The 19,970-nt window shown below is 61.1% G+C and carries 17 protein-coding genes and 2 pseudogenes; 12 read left to right on the top strand and 7 right to left on the bottom strand.

Features of this window, described 5'->3' with window-relative positions; translation table 11 throughout:
* The first annotated feature begins 1,147 nt into the window (after positions 1-1,147).
* The 9 genes and pseudogenes from IPF85_RS18400 to IPF85_RS18360 all read left to right on the top strand — a co-directional run.
* The gene (locus tag IPF85_RS18400) at positions 1,148-1,327 is read left to right on the top strand and encodes a hypothetical protein (RefSeq protein WP_343409514.1); all 180 of its coding nucleotides are present in this window, start codon (positions 1,148-1,150) and stop codon (positions 1,325-1,327) included.
* 43 nt (positions 1,328-1,370) lie between these two features.
* Entirely contained in the window at positions 1,371-1,733 is a 363-nt protein-coding gene (locus tag IPF85_RS18395) for a hypothetical protein (RefSeq protein ID WP_343409513.1), read from the top strand.
* Positions 1,734-1,956: 223 nt separating this feature from the next.
* Positions 1,957-2,442, top strand: a pseudogene (locus IPF85_RS18390) (site-specific DNA-methyltransferase); the annotation flags it as partial.
* Positions 2,443-3,135: 693 nt separating this feature from the next.
* Positions 3,136-4,023 (top strand): hypothetical protein, encoded by an 888-nt coding sequence (locus IPF85_RS18385; RefSeq protein WP_343409512.1) that lies wholly within the window; start codon positions 3,136-3,138, stop codon positions 4,021-4,023.
* A gap of 164 nt (positions 4,024-4,187) precedes the next feature.
* Positions 4,188-5,255: a hypothetical protein gene (locus IPF85_RS18380; RefSeq protein WP_343409511.1), complete on the top strand. Its 1,068-nt coding sequence runs from the start codon at positions 4,188-4,190 to the stop codon at positions 5,253-5,255.
* A gap of 53 nt (positions 5,256-5,308) precedes the next feature.
* Positions 5,309-6,256, top strand: coding sequence for a hypothetical protein (locus IPF85_RS18375; protein WP_343409510.1), 948 nt, complete (start codon positions 5,309-5,311; stop codon positions 6,254-6,256).
* Positions 6,257-6,583: 327 nt separating this feature from the next.
* Entirely contained in the window at positions 6,584-6,787 is a 204-nt protein-coding gene (locus tag IPF85_RS18370; RefSeq protein WP_343409509.1) for a type II toxin-antitoxin system Phd/YefM family antitoxin, read from the top strand.
* The gene (locus tag IPF85_RS18365; RefSeq protein ID WP_343409508.1) at positions 6,744-7,541 is read left to right on the top strand and encodes a hypothetical protein; all 798 of its coding nucleotides are present in this window, start codon (positions 6,744-6,746) and stop codon (positions 7,539-7,541) included. Before IPF85_RS18370 ends, IPF85_RS18365 begins: the two co-directional genes overlap by 44 nt.
* A gap of 8 nt (positions 7,542-7,549) precedes the next feature.
* Positions 7,550-7,798 (top strand): annotated as a pseudogene (locus IPF85_RS18360) (helix-turn-helix transcriptional regulator); the annotation flags it as partial.
* Here the strand turns inward: IPF85_RS18360 and IPF85_RS18355 are convergent.
* From IPF85_RS18355 to IPF85_RS18325, 7 genes are all read right to left on the bottom strand, one after another.
* Complete coding sequence (locus IPF85_RS18355; RefSeq protein WP_343409507.1) at positions 7,748-8,152, bottom strand: ACP S-malonyltransferase; 405 nt, start codon at positions 8,150-8,152, stop codon at positions 7,748-7,750. The pseudogene IPF85_RS18360 and the gene IPF85_RS18355 overlap by 51 nt on opposite strands.
* Positions 8,127-8,546 (bottom strand): hypothetical protein, encoded by a 420-nt coding sequence (locus IPF85_RS18350; protein ID WP_343409506.1) that lies wholly within the window; start codon positions 8,544-8,546, stop codon positions 8,127-8,129. Before IPF85_RS18350 ends, IPF85_RS18355 begins: the two co-directional genes overlap by 26 nt.
* 287 nt (positions 8,547-8,833) lie before the next feature.
* Entirely contained in the window at positions 8,834-9,331 is a 498-nt protein-coding gene (locus IPF85_RS18345) for a GNAT family N-acetyltransferase (protein ID WP_343409505.1), read from the bottom strand.
* A 104-nt stretch (positions 9,332-9,435) separates the two neighbouring features.
* Positions 9,436-9,705 (bottom strand): DUF2277 domain-containing protein, encoded by a 270-nt coding sequence (locus IPF85_RS18340; RefSeq protein WP_343409517.1) that lies wholly within the window; start codon positions 9,703-9,705, stop codon positions 9,436-9,438.
* Between the two features lie 21 nt (positions 9,706-9,726).
* The gene (locus IPF85_RS18335; protein WP_343409504.1) at positions 9,727-10,305 is read right to left on the bottom strand and encodes a hypothetical protein; all 579 of its coding nucleotides are present in this window, start codon (positions 10,303-10,305) and stop codon (positions 9,727-9,729) included.
* A gap of 109 nt (positions 10,306-10,414) precedes the next feature.
* Positions 10,415-12,148, bottom strand: coding sequence for a long-chain fatty acid--CoA ligase (locus IPF85_RS18330; protein WP_343409503.1), 1,734 nt, complete (start codon positions 12,146-12,148; stop codon positions 10,415-10,417).
* Positions 12,145-12,561 carry a DUF1801 domain-containing protein gene (locus tag IPF85_RS18325; protein ID WP_343409502.1) on the bottom strand — a complete coding sequence of 139 codons (417 nt, stop codon included), beginning with the start codon at positions 12,559-12,561 and terminating at the stop codon, positions 12,145-12,147. The genes IPF85_RS18330 and IPF85_RS18325 overlap by 4 nt, the downstream gene beginning before the upstream one ends.
* A gap of 467 nt (positions 12,562-13,028) precedes the next feature.
* Between IPF85_RS18325 and IPF85_RS18320 the strand changes: the two genes are divergently transcribed.
* The 3 genes from IPF85_RS18320 (at position 13,029) to IPF85_RS18310 (ending at position 19,830) form a co-directional block, all read left to right on the top strand.
* Positions 13,029-15,635 (top strand): hypothetical protein, encoded by a 2,607-nt coding sequence (locus tag IPF85_RS18320; protein ID WP_343409501.1) that lies wholly within the window; start codon positions 13,029-13,031, stop codon positions 15,633-15,635.
* A 142-nt stretch (positions 15,636-15,777) separates the two neighbouring features.
* Entirely contained in the window at positions 15,778-16,398 is a 621-nt protein-coding gene (locus IPF85_RS18315) for an IPT/TIG domain-containing protein (protein WP_343409500.1), read from the top strand.
* A 60-nt stretch (positions 16,399-16,458) separates the two neighbouring features.
* Positions 16,459-19,830, top strand: a complete 3,372-nt coding sequence (locus tag IPF85_RS18310; RefSeq protein WP_343409499.1) for a carboxypeptidase regulatory-like domain-containing protein — start codon at positions 16,459-16,461, stop codon at positions 19,828-19,830.
* The last annotated feature ends 140 nt before the right edge of the window (positions 19,831-19,970 follow it).

Genomic DNA, 19,970 nt, shown 5'->3' with positions numbered 1-19,970 from the left:
TGTCCTTCGCGAACCTTCGGTGGCTTCGTGATCCAAACGCTAACCTGATCCAAACGCATGGATAATACATTGTGGAGGGTTTTCTCTCAGCAACCTTCACTTGCAGAAAATATCTACGTAGTTTCTGGGACATCGTAGAACAACGTCCGGCGGCCTGCCTGCGACCAGAGCGAGCTGCGCGCCATCCATCAGGCCGCTGGCCGGGGACGCCGCCGGCGGGACGATATGACCTTTCTGGCGCAACTCGAACGAGTCGAGGAGCATGATCACGTCCAGCAGGAAATCGAGCGAGATGCGTTGCTCCCGATATTGATCTCCTCAGCACGATCTCCAGGCTACCATCGAAAAAGGAGGCGCCTGGAACGAGCGGCGAGACGGCTGGAACGGGGACCGATGACGCGGACAGCCTGGGGCCCACGGAATTCGTGGCGCCGCTGCCGTGCAAAGCACCGTATGAGCGGGCCGCGGCTGCGTTCGACACCAGCAATCTGCCGCTGACGCAGCGACGTATAGGGCGCTTTCCGGGGCGTTCAACTCGAAGAAGACGATTACGGCCGCGGCATCAGTGCACCCGGCCCAGTCGGTGTGGATATGAGAGGCCAGCGCCGGCATCACGCGCGATCCAAGAGACTGAACCGCTTGCGAACCGACGCAGACCCTCAGCGCACGCAGATGCGGCGCGCGCCAGATTACGCTGTATCTGCCGCGCCCACGCTGGCAAGCCTGCTCCAGAAATCACCGTCCACTGCCCGACCAGGAGCAGTTCCTGACCAACCGGATCACATTCCTGCGCCAGCAGAGCGAGCAGTGATACGGACGCCTGGTTGCCGGGAGGCGGTGCGCCTGGCGCATGGCGCCGGGACTTGAGGCATTGGCGCGGGAGGGGGGACAAGCGCCCGCGTACCTGGACTGGTTTGCCGCGCTGGCGGGCGGGGAAGGATAACGAGCTTCGTCGCGCGGGGTGACCTGCCGCGGATGGCTCTCCCCATCCACGCGGCCGTGGCAAATCACCTGTGCGCAGCTGGTAACAGGCGAGACTCAGATCGTTGCGAACGGACGCTGGGCGACGTTTCTCATCAAGGTAAACCCTCCCGCGCCTGCTCGATCAGTGGGAGAGCTGCGCCGGCGGTCCGGAACAAAGCACCGGATGCGTCGGGCCTTGCCCCACTGCCTGCAAGATCACCTGGCGCATCCGCCCGCCAGCCAGGATGTTGCCTTTGCTGGCAGTGACGATTTGGAGCGGCAGGTTTGGGTGAACCCGATCACCCTCGCGCCGCGCTGTTGGCCGGAGGATTTCGGCGCCGCGCAACGCTGGCGGATAGTCTAGGTGCTGGGGTGGAGCAGCGGTAATCCGCAGGGGCGGTCGTGCCGTGCCTCCTGGCGCTGCTCACAGGCAAGCTGCCCGGCGCGTTGCCCCAGACCTGGCGAAACTCTGGCAGGAAGGGCTGCAACAGTCCTACCTCGCCACATCAACGGTCTTCGGAACGCAGGGAGACCCGCTGCCCAAACGCCTTGAGCGTGCCTACACGCAATCGTTTGCCGATGTTTCGTTGGCGTATAACCAACAAGCAACGCTGCTGGCCTGGTGCCTGGAAGTGGCGCAGAAGCGGACGCAAGCGATCGTCGGCGGCCAGCATCGCAAGAGCTACGACAAAGCGGCCATCCTGACGGTCGCGTGTGCGGAAGTGCTGCAGCTGCCGCGGGAGACAGGGCGGCCGCCAGCGGACTGGTGAACGAAACCCGCACCCGCTTCCCCCGGCACCGCGCCTTCCTGACCGAGCTGACCACTGCAGTTCAAGCCATGGAGCGCAGTCTGCGGTGAAGGAGGCGCGCGGGCGCACAGTTTGCCTCTGCCTGTGCCGTGTGCTAAACTTTTCGCGCAACAGTTGGTTTGGTAACGCAAAGACCAGGAGCCTGCCGGCTTCCCACCACCCCCAGAGACGGAACAACAAACCCATGCCCACCCTCAACTGGATCGGCAAGGACGCGGTGGTCAATCACCACCTGCAAGTCCCCCTTCCATCTGCTGGCTGACGTGCCTGAGCGTGGCCTGCGGCGCACGAGCCGCGGCAACCTCATCATGGAGGGCGACAACCTGGTCGCGCTCAAGGCGCTGCTGCCCTATTACGCCGGCCAGGTGAAGTGCATCTACATCGACCCACCGTACAACACCGGCAACGAAGGCTGGGTGTACAACGACAACGTCAACAGCCCGTTGATCCGCGATTGGCTGGGCAAGGTGGTGGGCAAGGAAGGCGAACCCTCGACCGGCACGACCGCTGGCTGTGCATGATGTATCCCCGGCTCGCGCTGCTGCGCAGTTCCTCCGGGAGGATGGGGCGATCTTCATCAGTATTGACGACAACGGAGTCCAGGCGCTCCGATACGTGATGGATGAATTTTTGGGCGCAGAATTTCATCGCACCGGTTATCTGGCAAAGATCTATTGCCCAAAAACTCGCTCCGACCCTTCTCCAGGACCATGACTATATCGTCGTTATGCGAGGAAGGCTGGAAGTGTGGCGTCCCAATCTGCTGCCGAAACCCTCGAGTGCGACGATTCCGCTACGAGAAGCCTGACGTCGACCCGCGAGGGCCTGTGGAAGAACCAGCGATCAGCTGCGCGAAATTGCTACGATGTCGGAACCTATCCCATCACTTGCCCATCGGGACTGGGTCATTCCCGGGCCTCCGGCCAGACGATGGAGGGATGTCAAAGGAGAAATTTCGAGGCTGATAGCGGAGATATCAAAGTGGAGCGGGGGCAGAGAGGTGAGAATCAACGACGCCGCGCCCAAACGGTTTGGATGAGCGTCAAACAAGGCGTCGTGCCCAGACCCTGACCGCACCCGAGGTCGGCACACTCAGGAAGCGGAGCAGGACAAGCTGAGGCCAGATCATGGAAGTTCGCTGACTCGGAATCGGTGTTCATCACCCCAGAAACCCGCAGTTGATCGGACGCATCTTGCAGATCGCAACCAATCCTGGCGATCTCGTGGCCAGCTCGTTCGCTGGCTCAGGCACCACTGGACACGCTTGAAACTCAACGCCGAACTCCCGGACAGGGCCACGCCGATTTATCCTCGTGGAGATGGAGCCAAAGATCTCCCGAGATCACGGCCAGGAGCGTGAAGCGTGTGGTCGAGGGGCTACACCAATGCCAAGGGCGAGGCGGTTGCAGGGCTGGGCGGCGGCTTCCGCTACTGCCGCCTCGGCGAGCCGCTGTTCGACGCGGACGGCCAGATCCGCGAGACCGTGACCTTCGCCGAGCTGGCCCGGCATGTTTATTTCACCGAGACCGGCGAGCCGCTCCCGCGTGGACGCGTGCTCGAACACGCCGTTGGTGGGCGCCTGCCGCGGGGTGGCGTCTACCTGCTCTACAACGGCATCCTCGGCGACAAGCCACGAACTGGCGGCAACGTCCTGACACGCGGCATCTTGGCGAGGCTGCCGAACTACGATGGCCAGAAGGTGATCTACTGCGCCGGCTGCCGGCTCGGCCACGACCGCCAAAACGCCGGAGCGCATCGGCATCCGCCAGACCCCCTACGAGATCAAAGTCGCATGATCCCACTCAAAGACTACCAAGATCGCGTGCTCGGACTCCCTGCGGACCTTCTTCCGCCAGTGCGCAGACAGGGCCGGCCCGATGCCTATTCGCCCCATCCAGCTGCGGAGCAGGACGGCGAGCCCGTACCCTATCTCCCGGTTTCGGCGGCGGGCCTGGCAGCGGGCATGCCCTGCGTCTGCCTGCGCGTGCCGACGGGCGGCGGCAAGACGCTGCTGGCCTGCCATGCCGCAGGCCTGGCCATGACCGACCTGCTGCGCGCCGAGCGGGCGGTGGTGCTCTGGCTGGTGCCCAGCAACACCATCCTGGACCAAACGGTGGACGCCCTGCGCGACCCGCGGCACCCCTATCGCCGCGCCTGGGACTGGCATGCGCCGGCGCCGGTGGAGGTGATGCGCATCGAGGAGGCGCTGCGCCTTTCGCCCGCGCCCCGGTGGACGGCCAGACCGTGGTGATCGTGGCCACCATTCAGGCCTTCCGCGCGGAGGACACCACCGGCCGCAAGGTCTATGACCAGCAGCAGCCCGTTTCAGCGAACACCTCCTGAACCTGCCCGCCGACACGCCTGGCGCGACTCTGCTGCAGGTGCGGATGGCAAGCCGAAGCCCAGCTGGTCAACATGCTGCGCCTGCGCCGGCCCATCGTGATCGTGGACGAAGCGCACAATGCACGCACGGACCTCTCGTTCGCCACGCTAGGCGCGGTGAAGCCCTCCTGCATCGTCGAGTTCACCGCCACTCCCGCGCGGGCCAGGCATCCGTCTAATGTGCTCCATCACGTCTCCGCGGCCGAGCTCAAGGCCGCGGACATGATCAAGCTGCCGCTGCGCGTCATCACCCGGCATCCCAGCCAGGCTGACCAACTGCTGGGCGAAGCGATCACCCTGCGTGCGGATCTGGAAAAGCTGGCCCGCGCCGAAGCGCAGCAGACCGGCGAATACCTGCGCCCCATCCTGCTACTGCAAGCCGAGCGCGTCGACGCGTGCGCGCCGCTGCGCGACCGGCTGGTGCGCGAGCACCCCAGCATCAGCGCGGACCAGGTGAAGATTTCCGTCGGCCGGCTCGACGAGCTGAAGGACGTGAAGGACATCGCGTCGCCGTCCTGCCCGGTGCGCTTTATCATCACGGTCGAAAAACTGCGCGAGGGATGGGACTGCCCGTTTGCCTACGTGTTGTGCAGCCTCAAAGCGACGCGCTCCGCCACGGCCATCGAGCAGATCGTCGGCCGCATCCTGCGCCTCCCGAACGCCCAGGCGAAGCGGCATCCCGATCTCAACTGCGCGTACGCGTTCTCCGTGTCCGAGTCGCTGCCTGAAGTGTTGAATGAGCTGCGCGAGGCGTTGGAAAACAACGGCTTCACCCGCGCCGAGGCAGACCGCATCGTCATCCCCGCAGCCCAGGGCATCCTGCCCTTCGGCCTGCAGCCGCAGACCGCGCACTTCGACCCCGTCCGGGAGATTGACGCCGCAGTGGCCCAGGTGCAGGTCGTCGCGCTGGGCGGTAAGGTTCAGATTGACGTTGCGCAGGGCGAGATCACCGTCCTGGCGCCGCTCGACAGCGACGAAACCGAGCTGCTCACCAGTTGCGTCAAGACCCCCGCGGCGAAGGCGCGTGGTGGATCGTCAACCTGGTGCGAGGCCGAGATGGCCTTGGGCGGCAGCGGCAAGCCCCGCGCCTTCTCGCCTTGAGCGCGGGCTTGATTTCCTCGTGCCGCGGCTGTGCGTGCAGGGAGAACGGCGAGATGTTCGAGTTCGAGAGCACCTTCCTGCTCGAACATCCGTGGAAGCTGAGCACCAAGGATGCCACGCTGGCCGACGACTACCATCCGCGGCACCGGCCAATAGGCAAGGCGGGCGTGCTCGACATCGGCGCCAGGGGTGAAGTGGTTGCCTCACCGCTGCAAGAGAAATACGCGGCCGATTTCATCGCCACGCTGCACCAACAGGTGCTCGACCTCGGCGGCGCCGGCGATTGGTCGTTGGAGAGCCTGGTGGCCTGGCTCGACCGCCATCTTGAGCACTACGATATTCCCCTGGGCGAATCGGCCGCGTACCTGCGCAAGGTGGTGCGCGGCCTTATGGCCCGCTACGAAATCACCGATGTCAGCACCCTCGCCCTGGACCGCTTCCGGCTGCGTGAGGAAGTGGAGAAGCGGATTGACGAGCATCGCCAGGCCGAGCGCCGGGCCGCGTTTCAGGCCTTTCTCCTGCCGCAGTCGGTGCTGGCGGTCAGCGATGAGGTCGCGATCAACTTCAGGACCATGGGTTATGAACCAAGCTGGCTCTACGAGGGCGCCTTTCAGTTTCCCAAGCACTACTTCGGCCCCAAGCCGGGCGAATTGCGCGAGCTAACCCCGAGCGGCAAGCTCACCGAGGAGTTCCGCTGCGCACAATTCATCGAGGATTTACCAGAAGTGACGTTTTGGGTGCGCAACCTCGCGCTCAAGGCGACATCCTTCCGGCTGCAAACCGCGACCGACTGGTTTTACCCCGATTTCATCTGCCAGCTCAAGGATGGACGTCTCCTTATCGTGGAATACAAAGGCAAGGATCGCTACACATCCGCCGACGCCGAAGAAAAGCGGGCCATCGGCGCGGTGTGGGAATCTCGCAGCCACGGTCGCTGCCTGTTCGTCATGCCCACGGCCGGCGATTTCTCGACCATCGTCCACAAGATCGCGCATGGGTGAATAGAAAAATTACCGTTTTTCAGGGTAATCTTGCAGATTACCATTCAGAGTGGTAATCTTTGAGCCAGGCTACTACTTCTTCACCCCCGCAGATATTCTGCAGGTAGGTGCAACCACCTGAGTAGAGCTGATTCCGCTGACGATTGGCTTTTCCATGCTGCGCTATCGGCTGATGAACTGGGCGGCGCATGCCGCATCGAGCGCCGGGCTGAGGGCGGCACCCGCGTCAGCGCACGGCTGCCGGTCACAGGGTTCACGGCGACGAATTGACAAAGTCTACGGAATCACGTACTCTTGCGGCAATTGTCATCATCGGAGGACCACTGCATGACCACCGTCACCGTGACAGAAGCGCGTGCTCAACTCTTTCGACTGCTAGATCGAGTGGCTGAATCACACGAATCGGTGCTTATTACTGGCAAGCGCGCCAACGCCATACTCGTCTCCGAGGAGGACTGGCGTGCCATCCAGGAAACTTCGAGGCTTTATGGCGGATTTGAGCCAACATCAACAGGGCTGGGCGGAGATTGAAGTCCTGGAAACTCAGTTGCTGCGCCAACTGACGATCGAACAGGGCATTCAACAGTTTCTGGCGTTGCAGCGCGAGTTTGAGCCGCAGTTACAAGCGACCGAGGAGACCTTCCGTCAGCCGCGCATCCAGGCCATGATTCAGTTACAGGCCAGACTGACAGCCCTCACTGGCAACCACCATATTGGAGCTAGCATGGAAAACCTCATTCGCTCAGTCGCCGATCTGCAACAGCGTCTGGAAGAGGCAGGTGTGCCCTCGGTCGTGATCGGTGGGCTGGCTGTGAGCGCCTGGGGTGAACCGCGTTTGACGCGCGATGCTGACCTCAAGGTGTTAGCTCGGCGCGATGAACGAGGCCGCATTCTGGAGTTGGTGTCAGACTTCACACCGTTGCACGCCGATCCCGACGAGGCCTTTCGGCGCCACGGCATCGCTTTCTTCCAAGATCCTGCGGGCACGCGCGTTGACGTGATGCTCGCTGAGACGACGTTCGACGAAACGGCCATCGGCCGCGCCCGCGTGATGGAATTGAAGCCTGGCCTGGTCGTGCGCGTGTGCAGCCCGGAGGACCTGATCGTCTACAAGATGGTGTCTCTGCGCACCAAAGATCGTGTGGATGTTGAGGGGATCATCAAGCGGCAAGGCAACCGCCTGGACGATCGTTATGTGGAAAACTGGCTGCACCTGTTCGAGCAAGCACTCGACGACAGCACGCTGGTCGCCGAGTACCGACGGCTGCGTCACCAATTGACCTGAATGAAGAGATCGCCCGCCACCTGGTGCTCAGCCCCGAAACCGTGCGCAACCATGCGAGCAACATCTTCAGCAAGCTGCAGGTGACCGACCGTGCCCAGGCCATTGTGCATGCGTGCGTGCGTGCGTGCGCGCGAGGCGGGAATCGGCGGGCTGCACCGTCTGGAGCGCTGACAAGCCCTGTCGCTCGACAGTCAATGTGTGCCGATTCAGCCTGGGAGATACAAGCGATGCACCCCTCGATAATTTTCGAGGTCTAGCACAACTTCAGCTAGTCTGAGAGCACAATCCTCGCAATATGCCGGATCTGCGAGAACGCGACGTAGATTGCTGATGGTCACGACTGGAAGACTGTTCGACGTGGTCAAGCGCCGTATCGTGCTTTCAAGCGACTGTTCACCATCGCTGGTGTTGCGGTTTCCGGTAAGCAAAAGAAAGCCGCAGTCCTGACAGTACTGCCACACTGTGGCATCTGCGGCGCTGACGGATAGGCCAGCATCAACAAACAAGCGCAATTCCATGGGAATCAGCTTGAGATAGCCACGAGTGTCCAGAGTTCGGAAGATCGCTCGCGCCTGGCCTTCGCAATTATGATCGCTCAGGACGATCTGCATGGGTATCTGCCTGGTACTTGTCTTCAGTACGTTCTCGCAGCGCGAGCAGGGCCTCTCGCTGGGGCGTCATGGGCAGGGCGGCAATACGCAGTGCGATCTCTGCCGCTTGGCGACGATAGAACGCTTCTCGGTCGGCCAACTGTCGCTTGACCTCCGCCAACTGCGGCTCTAACGCGGCTCGATGCTCCGCAATGTAGTCGAGTGCTGTTTCAACCTGCAAGGGCGAGAGGTTGAATGTCAGATCAATTTCATAGACAGAATCACCGGCATCGTAGGCATCCATCACATCAAACACACTGACACGACTTTCGCTGATGAGTGGCCCCAAGTCTGTCTCGATAATCGTATAGCGCGCCCCATTCTGCTGCGTAGCGTTCGCCGTAATCGTCATCATGCTTCTCTCCAAACCAAAGCCACTACTTGACTCGCAGGCAGTATACCTTATGCCACGGGGTCTGACAAGATAACGTCATCGCTCTGCGGCTTGGCGCCACCGATATCATCCCGCCATAGGATGCTCCTCACCACCGGCAGTTTCCGTAGGTGGCCGATCAGCGCAACGTCATTGCCCGCCGTCAGGAGTGCCTGCCTTTCACATTGGGCGCAGAATTCCGGACATCAGTGCAAGGTTGCGGCCAGCCCGGCCCTGAAGCCGTTCTCCACAGGCTCAGCATGTGCTGCTCAAGGCGCCAGGTGCTTGACCATGTTGACGTTGGTGATGGTGTATCCTAGCTTGAGGTAGAGTGCTTGCGCAGCGGAGTTATGTCCAAATACGTGCAGTCCAATGCGATCCATGCCCAACGCCTGCGCCTCGTGCTCCACGGCCAGCATGGCCTGCATGCCATAGCCCCGGCGCTGGAAGGCGTCGAAGATGCGCAGATCATAGATGAACGCGCTTGGCCGCCCAAAGTGCGGTATCACGGCCAGCCAGATCACACCCACGGCCCGCGCGCTGGCCGCATCCCGAATCGTGAACAGGTGTTGGTCGGGCGTGACAACACCCTGCGGCAACAGATCAGCGAAATCGCGCTGTGCATGTGACAAAGCCTCCGCCTCCGACCAATTGCCGGCGGCGATTTTGTCCGCCGCATACTCGGCAATCGCCGGCTGTAAATAGGCTTCAAACTCTGCGGGGGTCATCCGGTCCAAGACCACGTGACCTGCAGGTGCCGCTTTCATGGCTTATCATTCCTCCCTGGCAAATCATACAGCCGCTGTTGTCCCAATCAGAAGCAAGCAAGCCATTTCATGGTTTCGGGCCTCTCACGAATGGCAAGTACCCTTTACCTGGGAAACCTCTGCGTGGCGCGTGCGCGTGCCCTGGCAGCATCCTCCGCCCGGTTCTTCGGTGGCGCGTTCGTCTCGAGCGCGGCCAGAAGATTTCTGGAAACTGCTGCAATCTCTTCGACGGCGGCAAGGAATGCAGCTTCGTTGGTTTTCGATGGCTTGGCGAAGCCGCTCACTTTTCTCACAAATTGTACGGCGGCCGCACGAATCTCTGCGTCCGTCACAGGCGGTTCGAAGTTGAAGAGGGTCTTGATATTTCTACACACAAGCGTTACCTCATTCAGCATTCATGGACAGCTCGTGCCCCAAAGCGCCGCCACGATCTCGATGTCGGCAATCGTAACGAAGCCGTCTCCGTCGAGATCATAGTCCGCGGGAGCAGGCTGACCCCACAGGCTGGCGATCGCGCTTAAATCAGCAACGTCCACCACGCCGTTGTGATTGAAGTCAGGGCAGATACCGCCGGAGGTGATGATCGTGGCGATATTCGAATAGGAGGAATAACCGTCGAAGTTCCGCCCCCGATTCGCCTGGACAACAGCGCTGCCATTGCCATCAACGGCGATCCACACCCCGCTGAGTGCGTCTACGGCGTCATACGGGGTTTGCCACAGCAGGGTTCCGGCGCCATCGAATTTCTTGATGATCAGGTTCCTGGAGGTTGCGGTGTCGCCCACAACATACACGTTATCGCTCTGATCCGTGTCCATCATGCTTGAAGCGTAATTGAAGTCCGACGCGCGCCAGTCTTCGATCAGAGCCTGCGTCGGCTGGGCAGAAACAGGACCGAGTCCTGAAAAAGAGGCTATCAGGGCCATGATCATAGCCATGTATAGCACGTGTTTGGAAAAGCTGAGTTTGGACATGATATTCACTCCTACTAAACACCCACAAATCCCTTCGCCGGTCAATGGCTCTGCACCAGGCGTCCGACCATCGGCGCGACTTCATTGATATAGAGCTCGACCATTTCCATTAGTGAAGCGCCACCTTGCGCTTTTCCTCTTCCACCAAGATGCGCCTCAGCGTTTTGCCGACCTGGGACTTCGGCAACTCCGTGCGGAATTCGACCAGGGAAGGCACCTTGTAGGGGGCCAGGCGCTCTTTGCAGAAGTCGCGAATATCTTCGGCGGTGGCGCTCTGGCCTTCCTTGAGCACGACGAAGGCCTTGACCGTTTCCCCCCGTTTGGCGTCAGGTACGCCCACGACCGCAGCTTCCAGCACCTTCGGGTGCATGAACAGGATTTCTTCTACTTCGCGGGGCACGATGTTGTAGCCGCTGGCGATGATCAGGTCCTTCTTGCGGTCCACGATAAAGAAGTAGCCATCGGCGTCCATCGTGGCAATGTCGCCGGTGTGGAGCCAGCCGGCAGCGTCGATGGCAATTCGGGTTTCCGCCGGGTTGTTGTAGTACCCCTTCATGACCTGGGGCCCGCGTACCACCAGCTCACCCGCTTGCTCGACATCCAGAAACCTGGTCTCGCCGTGCTCGTCAGGCTCCAGGGCGATGAGGGCCAGTTCAGTGCTGGGAAACGGCATGCCGACCGAGCCGGTTTTGGTCTGGCCAAAGACGGGATTGCCGGCAGTGAGCGGCGAAGACTCGGACATGCCGTAGCCTTCCACCAGCTTGCCGCCCGTCACGGCCTCGAACTTCTGCGCCACTTCGGCCGGCAGCGAAGCGCCGCCGCTCAGACAGACCCGGATGCTGTGCAGGTCAAAATCGGCCACTTTGGGATGGTTGATGATGGCAATATACATGGCCGGCACACCCGGGTAGACAGTGATTTTCTCCCGCGCGATGATCTCCAAGAGATGCAGCGTATGGCGAGGGTCGGGCGCCAGCACCAGTTCGCCCCCCAGATTCAGGCATGTCAGCATGCCCACGGTCATGCCATAGACATGGAAGGCCGGCAGGGCCAAGAGGAACTTCTCGTCTCCCGGCTTCAGCGAGGGCACCCAGGCGTTGATCTGGGCGATGTTTGCCACCAGGTTGCGATGGGTCAGCTCGGCGGCCTTGGGCAGGCCCGAGGTGCCGCCTGTGAACTGGAAAACCGCCGTGTCGCTGGCCGGGTCAACGGGCACGCTGGGCGCTGTGGCCGGGACCGTGGCGAGGAGGTCCTGCATGAAATAGGTGCCCGCGCGGGGGGTCACGGCTTTCATCATGCCGCTCGCGCGCACCTGTTTGGCCACCGTGTTGCGGAAGAGCCGGCCGATCGTTTCGGGGATGTCGGTCAGGATGATGGTCTTGATGGCGGTGGTGGGCTGGATTTCGAGCACACGATCGTAGAGGCCGCTGAGCGTAACAATGGTTTCGGCCCCCGCGCTGCGCAGCAGCGGCGCCAACTCGTGCGCCGGATACGTGGGGTTGGTGTTGACGACGATTGCGCCGGCCTTCAGTGAACCAAAATAGGCGACCACCATCTGCGGGATGTTGGGCAGCATGAGGGAGACGCGACTGCCTTTGCTCACGCCCAGTTTAACCAAAGCCGCAGCAAAACGATCGCTCAGCCGGTTGAGCTCAGTGTAGCTCAGCGTGGCCTGCACTTTCAGTCCCAGGGGCAAATAGCGCAGCACCATGCGCACCGCAGTGTGGTCGGGAAACCTCACCGTTGAGTCCACAAGCAATTGGTGTACGGTGGTATCCGGGACAGCAACGCTGTGTGCAACGCCTGGCTCGTAGTGTGCAAACCAGCGAAAATCCATGGTCATGGCGATCGGCCTCCGAGCATCCGTAGCACGTAGTCGCGCCCTATTTTCGAGGCATTGCCGGTGTTCTGTTCGACCCTAAATTCGACGATCCGGTGAATCAGGTCCTTGGGCAATGGCTGGCCAAGGGGGAACTGCACCGAGCCCTTCCCGCTCTTGTAGGGCTTGAGGTCTTTCTTGAACGCCTCGAGCCCGCTCGGCGCCGGATAAAGCCCTACATGCCTCTCGTAGCCTGCGAAGTGTACAAGGTGTTTCCCGTTCAGGTCGAACGTGGGGATCGCGTAGCTGATCGTCTCTGTCGCGTCGGGCGCTGATGCCTTGATGAGCGCTCGTAACTCCTCCAGCACCTTCTGAGTCTCGGGGGGGAATCCCGCTATATACTCGTCAATGGAGTTGGCCGTTGACCTATTCGCCATCTTGTGCTATTTCACTCCTGTCGCGAACTGAAGCATCATTCTGTCACTTTTTTCAGTCTACACGCGGCCCTGTGAATTGTCAACTTGCCAACCGCCGGGGTGCATCTCAGGCTGGCGGTGAACCAGAGGCATTCACGTCACGGCAACAAGGTCGAAGTATGCCTGCGCGTTGACCGTTGGCCGCTGTGTCATCGAAAAAGCTCAAAGCCATCGCAACCTGAGCCAGATCATACTCAGCCGGCTTGTGCAGTGCTATCCTTCCTGCAATTCTCGGCCGCCAGGCGAGCCTGCTCGTCGGTGACAAAGATCGAACGCCTCAGCCCCCCGCCAGTTTCACGACACATCAAACCAAGTTCTTGCACCGTTTGCCTGTTGCACAAAATCAGGGAGGTAATATGCGTCACCCCAACGTGCTTTGCCGTGGCAGCCTGCTTGCAGGTTGCTGGCTGCCACCGATTCACCACGCCATGCGTGCCAGAGTTCTGGCGCCCCTACTCCTCATGCTCCTCATGTCGTTAGCGGGCGCAGCGTCGGCCGCTTCACGCGCCACGCCAACCCGCACCGCACCTGACCCACTGGGGAATCGCGCCCCTGGCATGTCCTGGCAGCAGCCAGACCCTGACTCGCCCGCGCACACAAGCGTGACCGCGGACGCGCCGGTCGAACCGGACAGCCTGGGGACGTGGACGCGCATCGCCTTTTCTTCCTATCGCGATGGGAACTGGGAAATCTACCTTACATACGGTGATGGCTGGCAGCCGACACGCTTGACCAATCACCCAGCCAACGACGTTGAGCCAATCCTGAATCGGGGCGCTACGAAGATCTTCTTCGTCTCCGATCGCAGCGGCCGTGATGAGATATTCGTGCTGAATCGAGACGGGAGCGGCTTGCGCCAGTTGACAACCGGCGCGGGCGCCAAACGCAGCCCCGATCTGTCGGTCACGGGACAAATGCTGGTTTATGTCGTCGCATCGGCCACGCAAACCGATATTTTCGTCAGCAATGCCGATGGCAGCCAGGCCAGGGCATTGACACAAGACGCTGCCGCGGACGAGAGTCCGACCTGGACGCCTGATGGCAAGATCGCCTGGATTCGCACAGAAGGCGGTCAGGCGCGGGTCTGGATCATGAATGCCGATGGCAGTCAACGTCAGCCGCTCACCGCCGTGCTGCCAGGACTACTGGACATCGTCTGGCTCTCGAGCGATAATCTCTTCGCAGTCACCTACAACATAGACAGCGATCCTGCGCTGGAAGTGGCGTACTTCTACCGCGATCGGGGCTATTGGTACGACTATCTAGACGCCGAGAATCCCCTGGTAGATTACCGGGTCAGCGGTCGGGCGCCCAATGAGGAATCTCTCCTGGTTGACCGGGTGGAATACGTCATGCAGGGCAACCAACGCGTACTCAATCACATCTACATCCAAGAGATGAGCACATTCACCTCATTGCGTTTGATCGCCTCTGGCATGGACAGGCAGGGGCATTGGCAAACGACCGATACCGAGCCGCCGGTGGTACACACCATATCGCGTTCAGGGTATACCCGCGCTGGTGGATCTTTCGTTCCGTTGGCCGGCTTCGATACAGGAGGAGCCGGTATCCGCTCTTACGATCTGCAGTATCGCCTGGGCGCTAACAGCGTTTGGACCAATCTACTCTCGAACGGGCCTGTACCATGGGCTGAATTCATCTTTGTCTCCCCGCAAACGGTTTTCTTTCGCGGCCGCGCACGCGACAACGCATTCAACGTGCAGGAATGGACAACGAATCCCAACGGGGATACCCACACAACGGCCTATCAGTGGGAAGTGATGGGAAATGTACTCGACACGCGCAGCATTCCAATTGCGAATCCCGTTCTGAATCTAACGCCGCCGGCTCTGGGCGTGGACGTGGGCAACAACCCAGGCGCATACACCGCTTACATTTCGACAACCCAGGTCTACACGATCTGGGCAACCCAGAGCGGATACCAACCGGCGGCGCCTACGCCTCGGTTGATCAGTCATGACACCCAGCTCGATTTCTACCTGGCCCCAGCCGACAATCTGATTCGCAACGGAGACTTCGAACTGGACGCGCCGGCCTTGCGCGATTGGATTGTTCGGGGTGCGGTTTCTGCCCAGGCGCAGCGAGACGCCGTGACGACCGGTTCCTGGGGCGCGCGTGTGGGGCAGAGGTGGACAGTGCCAGACGCGGAACGCATCAGTCGCACGGCTGGTTATGCCTACGATCCTACGTTGGCGTTTGGCCCGGCCGGGACGCTGCACCTGGCATGGGCCGATCAATGGGACTTGAATAGCGGCAACCGGCGCATCGCCTACACCACCTGTGCATTCGATCAACCCTGCCAAAGCCCCCAGGCCCTGTGGCCCGGTTTCGCGCCACGTTTGACCATAGGTTCAGACGCCGTTGTCCACCTGCTATGGCAGACGGTAGACGCGCAGAACGAACAGGTATGGCGCCTCTTCTATGCTCAACGGGCAGCCGGCGGCGCCTGGACTCCGGCGCGTGAATTAGCCAGCGCTGACATCTATCTGAGCAGCGCCTTGACCGTTGACAGACAGGGAGCTCCACATGTCGTGTGGGGTGGCAGCGCCGGGTTACGTTATCAGCGGCGCCAAGCCAACGGTGCCTGGACTGCGCCCGAATCGCTTGGAACCGGACGCGCGATGCCATCCCTGACCGTCCTCGCGGATAATACGGTCCTCGTCGCCAGCGCTTACACTGCCTTCAACTTCTGGGAGCGCAGCCCGGCCGGAGTGTGGAGTCAACGGACCCTCGACTTCCCCTATCAACCAAATCGGCCAGACATGCTGGTGGATCCACAGGGCAACACGCATGTCGTATGGTGCGATCAGTATCGAAGCGCGAAGTATACCGTGAGAAACCCGCAAGGCGCGCTCACAACGCCCATTTGGATGGGCGCCTCGTGCGAATCGGCGCGTTTGTTACGGACTCGCGACGGGCGCTTGGTCGCTTTCGCAGGGGAATCCGGCTACCTGAACGCGATCTACCAACTTGCGTCGGGCGCCTGGTCATCTCCCTATTCCTGGAACCGATGACCTGGGACGGCAGAATGTTGGAAAGCGCCAACCTGGCTAACTCGGATCGCCTCGCCGTCGTGGCGCCGGCCTATGATCCCCAGGCCAGGCGCGGCCCAACATCTTCCTCACCCGCTTCATCCTGCAGCCCGAACAAACCGATGTGAGCAGTATCAGTCAAGTCGTCGCTCTGCCGCCCGCCATGCATCGCCCCACCCTCAGTCTGCGCTATCGAATCGAAGGTCCGTATAACAACAACGAGGATCTGGCCAACCTGGTCCTGCAACTACCAGATCGCACGGTCGAGCTCCAGCGCATGACCCCAGATCCAGACCCGCGGTTTCGTTTCGCCTGGTTCGACCTGAGTCAATATGCTGGACAGACCGTGACCGTCACACTCGCCGTATCGAGCACAGCCGACGGGCGCTTCACCACGGCGTTTGCGGACGAGGTGGCGCTTGGCTCCTGGCTCACGCCATTGGCGCGCTCAGTCGAGCCATCCGTGCTGCCCATGTACCAGGAAACACCGGTCATCATTCACGGCGCCAACTTCATCCAGACGCCCACCGTGAACGTCGGCAACATCAGGGTTTCCAACGTGCAGTGGCTCGACGCCAACACACTGCGCATGATCGTTCCGGCGCGCATCGGGCCAGGCAGCTATACGATCAGCGTGTTCAACCCCGGTGGGCAGGAGGGGCAATTGCCCAATGCGCTCACCATTCCCGGCGTGAGCTACCTGCCGCTGCTGTTTGGCAGTCGCGACTATCGCGGCCTGCCCTGATCTGCCATCGGGGTGAAATCTGCCCGACAATCAACCGACATGAATTTAGAGGAGAGAACCATGCGAATCACACGTTATTCTCAGGTGTGCGTCATCGCCCTGATGGGGATCATCCTGTTGCTTGATCGCCCCTTCGACGCAAACGCCGTGCCGCCCGAACCACCGATTGCGGCGCTAAAGGAAGCGTGGTGGTCACAGCACCTGACCGACCTGCAGCCGCCTCTGGTCCTGACCAACGAAGTGCTAATGCCTGCACCGAGCGCTGCCGAGACACCCAGCAGCTACACTGGCTGGACGCGCCTGGCCTTCGTTTCATACCGCAATGCCAATTGGGAGGTATACACCGCACGCGGGGATGGCAGCCAGGCGACTCGCGTCACCAATCATACCGCGACTGAGTTGGAGCCGCGCTTGAACCGCGGCGGTACGCGCATCGCTTTTGCCTCGAATCGCACCGGAGCCTACGAAATCTATGTGGCCAACGCAGATGGCAGCGATGTGCGCCAACTGACGAGCGGCAGCGGCCACAAACGCCAACCCGACTGGTCGCCTGACGGACGCCGCCTGGTGTTTGCTCAAGAGCATGGCGACAACTGGGACATCCGTATCATCAATGCCGATGGCACAGGCGCCCAGTGGGTCGCCAGCCATCCTGACGATGATCTCTACCCATCCTGGTCCCGCTCCGGTGAACTTGTTTGGGTGCGTTACCTGGGTTTCGATGGAACCCTGTGGGCGGCGAACAGCGATGGCAGTCAAGCTCACGCCATCAGTTCACCCTTCCGCTTCCTGCAAAATCCAGTATGGTCGCCCAATCATAACTACATTGGGTTCGATTTCGATGCCGATGGCGACTATTGGAGTGAGATCGGAGTATATGATGTTCAACACTACCACCTGGCTTACGTCAAAGACACAGGTTTGAGCTTCGTAGACCTGTGGATGGGCGATTGGGCGCCCGATGGATTGACGTTGTTGGCATCGAAGATCGAATATGTCGTAGAGGGAAACCAACTGCTGATCCAGCGTGCTTCTGTGATGCACATGCGGTCAGATGGTAGCGCACCGCTGCTGCCCATGATCTCAGGGGGTATTGACATGGAGGGAGATTGGACAACGACTGACACGATGGCGCCAGTCACCCAGGTCAACCCGCTGCCGCGCTTTGTTCGCAATGAGGTCATTGTCACCTGGTCAGGCGCTGATGTGGGAGGCGCCGGCATTAGCAGTTACGACATTGATTTTCGCAATAAAGCCACGGGACCTTGGAATCTTTGGCTAACGACTCCGGAGACCAGCGCCACACTCTGGCGAGAACCGGGCGCCACCGTGGCGTTACGCAGTCGGGCGCGCGATCGCGCGTACAACGAGGAGGCATGGCCGACCAATCCGGATGGGGACGCGCTGACGACTTTCTATCGTTGGAGTGTACAAGGCCATGTGCGTGACAACCGTAACGTCGTTGTGCCTCACGCCAGCGTCACGGCGCCAACAGCGCTCAACAGCGCCCAGAGCGATGCGATGGGCCTCTATGCGATGTATGTTGCTGCCGGCGGCGACTACACGATGACAGCCAGCCACGCGGGTTACGCGCCGATTGTCCCAACGAGCATCGCCCTGCGCGCAGATCGGGGCTTCGATGCTTACGTAGGCCCGCCAACGAATCTGCTGCGCAATGGCGACTTCGAGCTGGGCGGGCCGGCGCCTGCAAACTGGCTGGTAGAGGGAAATATCCCGCCGACAGTACGTGCGGATGCGGCTGCGACCGGGCGTTGGGGCGCGCTGGTAGGGCAGCAGTGGTCCACACAACCGTTTACGCAGATGACATCTCCGCCAGGCTACAACTATGCTCCCACACTGAGCGCCGATACGGGCGGGACGCTGCACCTGGCCTGGCAACAACGCCTGTCCCAGAACCAGTTTGATAACTGGATTGTTTACGTGACCTGCCGGATGGAGCAACCCTGCTCGATCGAAGAGCGTCTGTTCCCCGGGTCTATGCCGCAGATGGCAATTGGCAGCGACAATCGCATGCACCTGGCTTGGGCCGTCCCGGAGCCTGAACCCACTAGCTACACCCTGATGTATGCCAACCGGCCGTTGACCGGAACCTGGTCTACGCCGCAAACAATCGGCGCTCTCGGCGGGTCCTACGACCCCTCTCTGGCCCTCGTGCTTGACAGCCTCAACCGCCCTCACGTCTTGTGGGCCGATGTGAGCGGCGTGTATTATCGCAAGCGACTCCCCAGCGGCGAATGGGATTTTCCCGAATTAGTGACATCTTCTCGTCGCCCGTCATCCCTCGCCATCACCCCGAACCGCGAGGTTCATGTCCTGTCTAGCGGGCAAGAAGAGCTCTCGTATTTCCGCCGCCAAACGAACGGTGCCTGGCAGCAGGAAGCCGTCCCCGGATCATCTTCCGGGATGCAGCTCGCAACACTTGCCGACCCCGCAGGCCGCCTGCATGTTCTCAGCAACAGCCCAAGCACAGACGGCGTGCATTACAGGACGCGGGAACCGGGCGGGACATGGACGACACCCGTGCGGATTAGCAGCACTCACGGCTATCAGATGAGCCTTGCACAACGAGCCAACGGTGATCTGGTCGCTTTCTGGTATAGCGGCGAAGGCCTTTGGATAGCCTACAGGGCCAACGGTTTGTGGAGCGTTCCGCATCCATTGCCTGGTTACAACTGGGAACCCAATCAGCTCTCGCTGTGGGCGCATCCGACGAACGATTGGATCGCGCTGGCCGTCCCCGCCATGCGTGAAGACAATTATCCCTACTGGTATCACCTCCACCTGAACCGCTTTCTCCTGCAACCGGAGCAGGCTGGGGTGAGCAGGCTGAGCCAGTCGTTCACCATTCCGGTCAGCCAGAACGCGCCAACCCTGTCATTTCGCTATCGCTACCAACCCGAAGGCAGTGCAACTCTCGATCCGGCCACCCTGCACATCAGCACGGCTGGACAGACGCACCTGCTGCAAACTTTCGTACCCGTGACGACGACACAACAGGCCTGGTTCGACATGAGTCGCTGGGCCGGACAGACAGTGACGGTGACATTCAACGTGTCGGCGACCGCCGATGCGCGCTACGGCGGCCTGCTGCTGGACGATGTCGCCGTCGGTCCGTGGCTAACGCCCCAGGTGCTCTCCGTCGAACCGGCCACGGTACCACCGCGCGTCAGCATGGATATCACCGTACATGGCGACAACTTCGTCTTGGTCCCGACGGTGCGCGTGGGCAACGTCACATTGACCAACGTGCGCCGCTCCGGTCGCCAGGTCTTGCTGGCATCCCTGCCCGATACCCTGTCTCCTGGCGTCTACGATGTTCAGGTCATCCATCCCGGCGGGCAAGAAGCCGTTCTCCAAGCGGGCCTAACCGTAGGCGGCCGCATCTTTCTACCGGCGGTGATGGCAAATTGACGGAATTCTCCACATGTGGAAGAATTCGAATAAACCTGCGTTACCATTACCTGCGTTACCATTGCGCCCGCACCAATCGTCGCTGCGCGACACCCGGCGCGGCAAGACAGAACGACCGAGAGGCGTAGGTGATGAGAAGG

It is taken from the genome of Candidatus Amarolinea dominans (assembly GCF_016704685.1).
Taxonomy (GTDB): Bacteria; Chloroflexota; Anaerolineae; order SSC4; family Amarolineaceae; genus Amarolinea; species Amarolinea dominans.
This window is presented reverse-complemented; position numbering and strand designations above follow the sequence as displayed.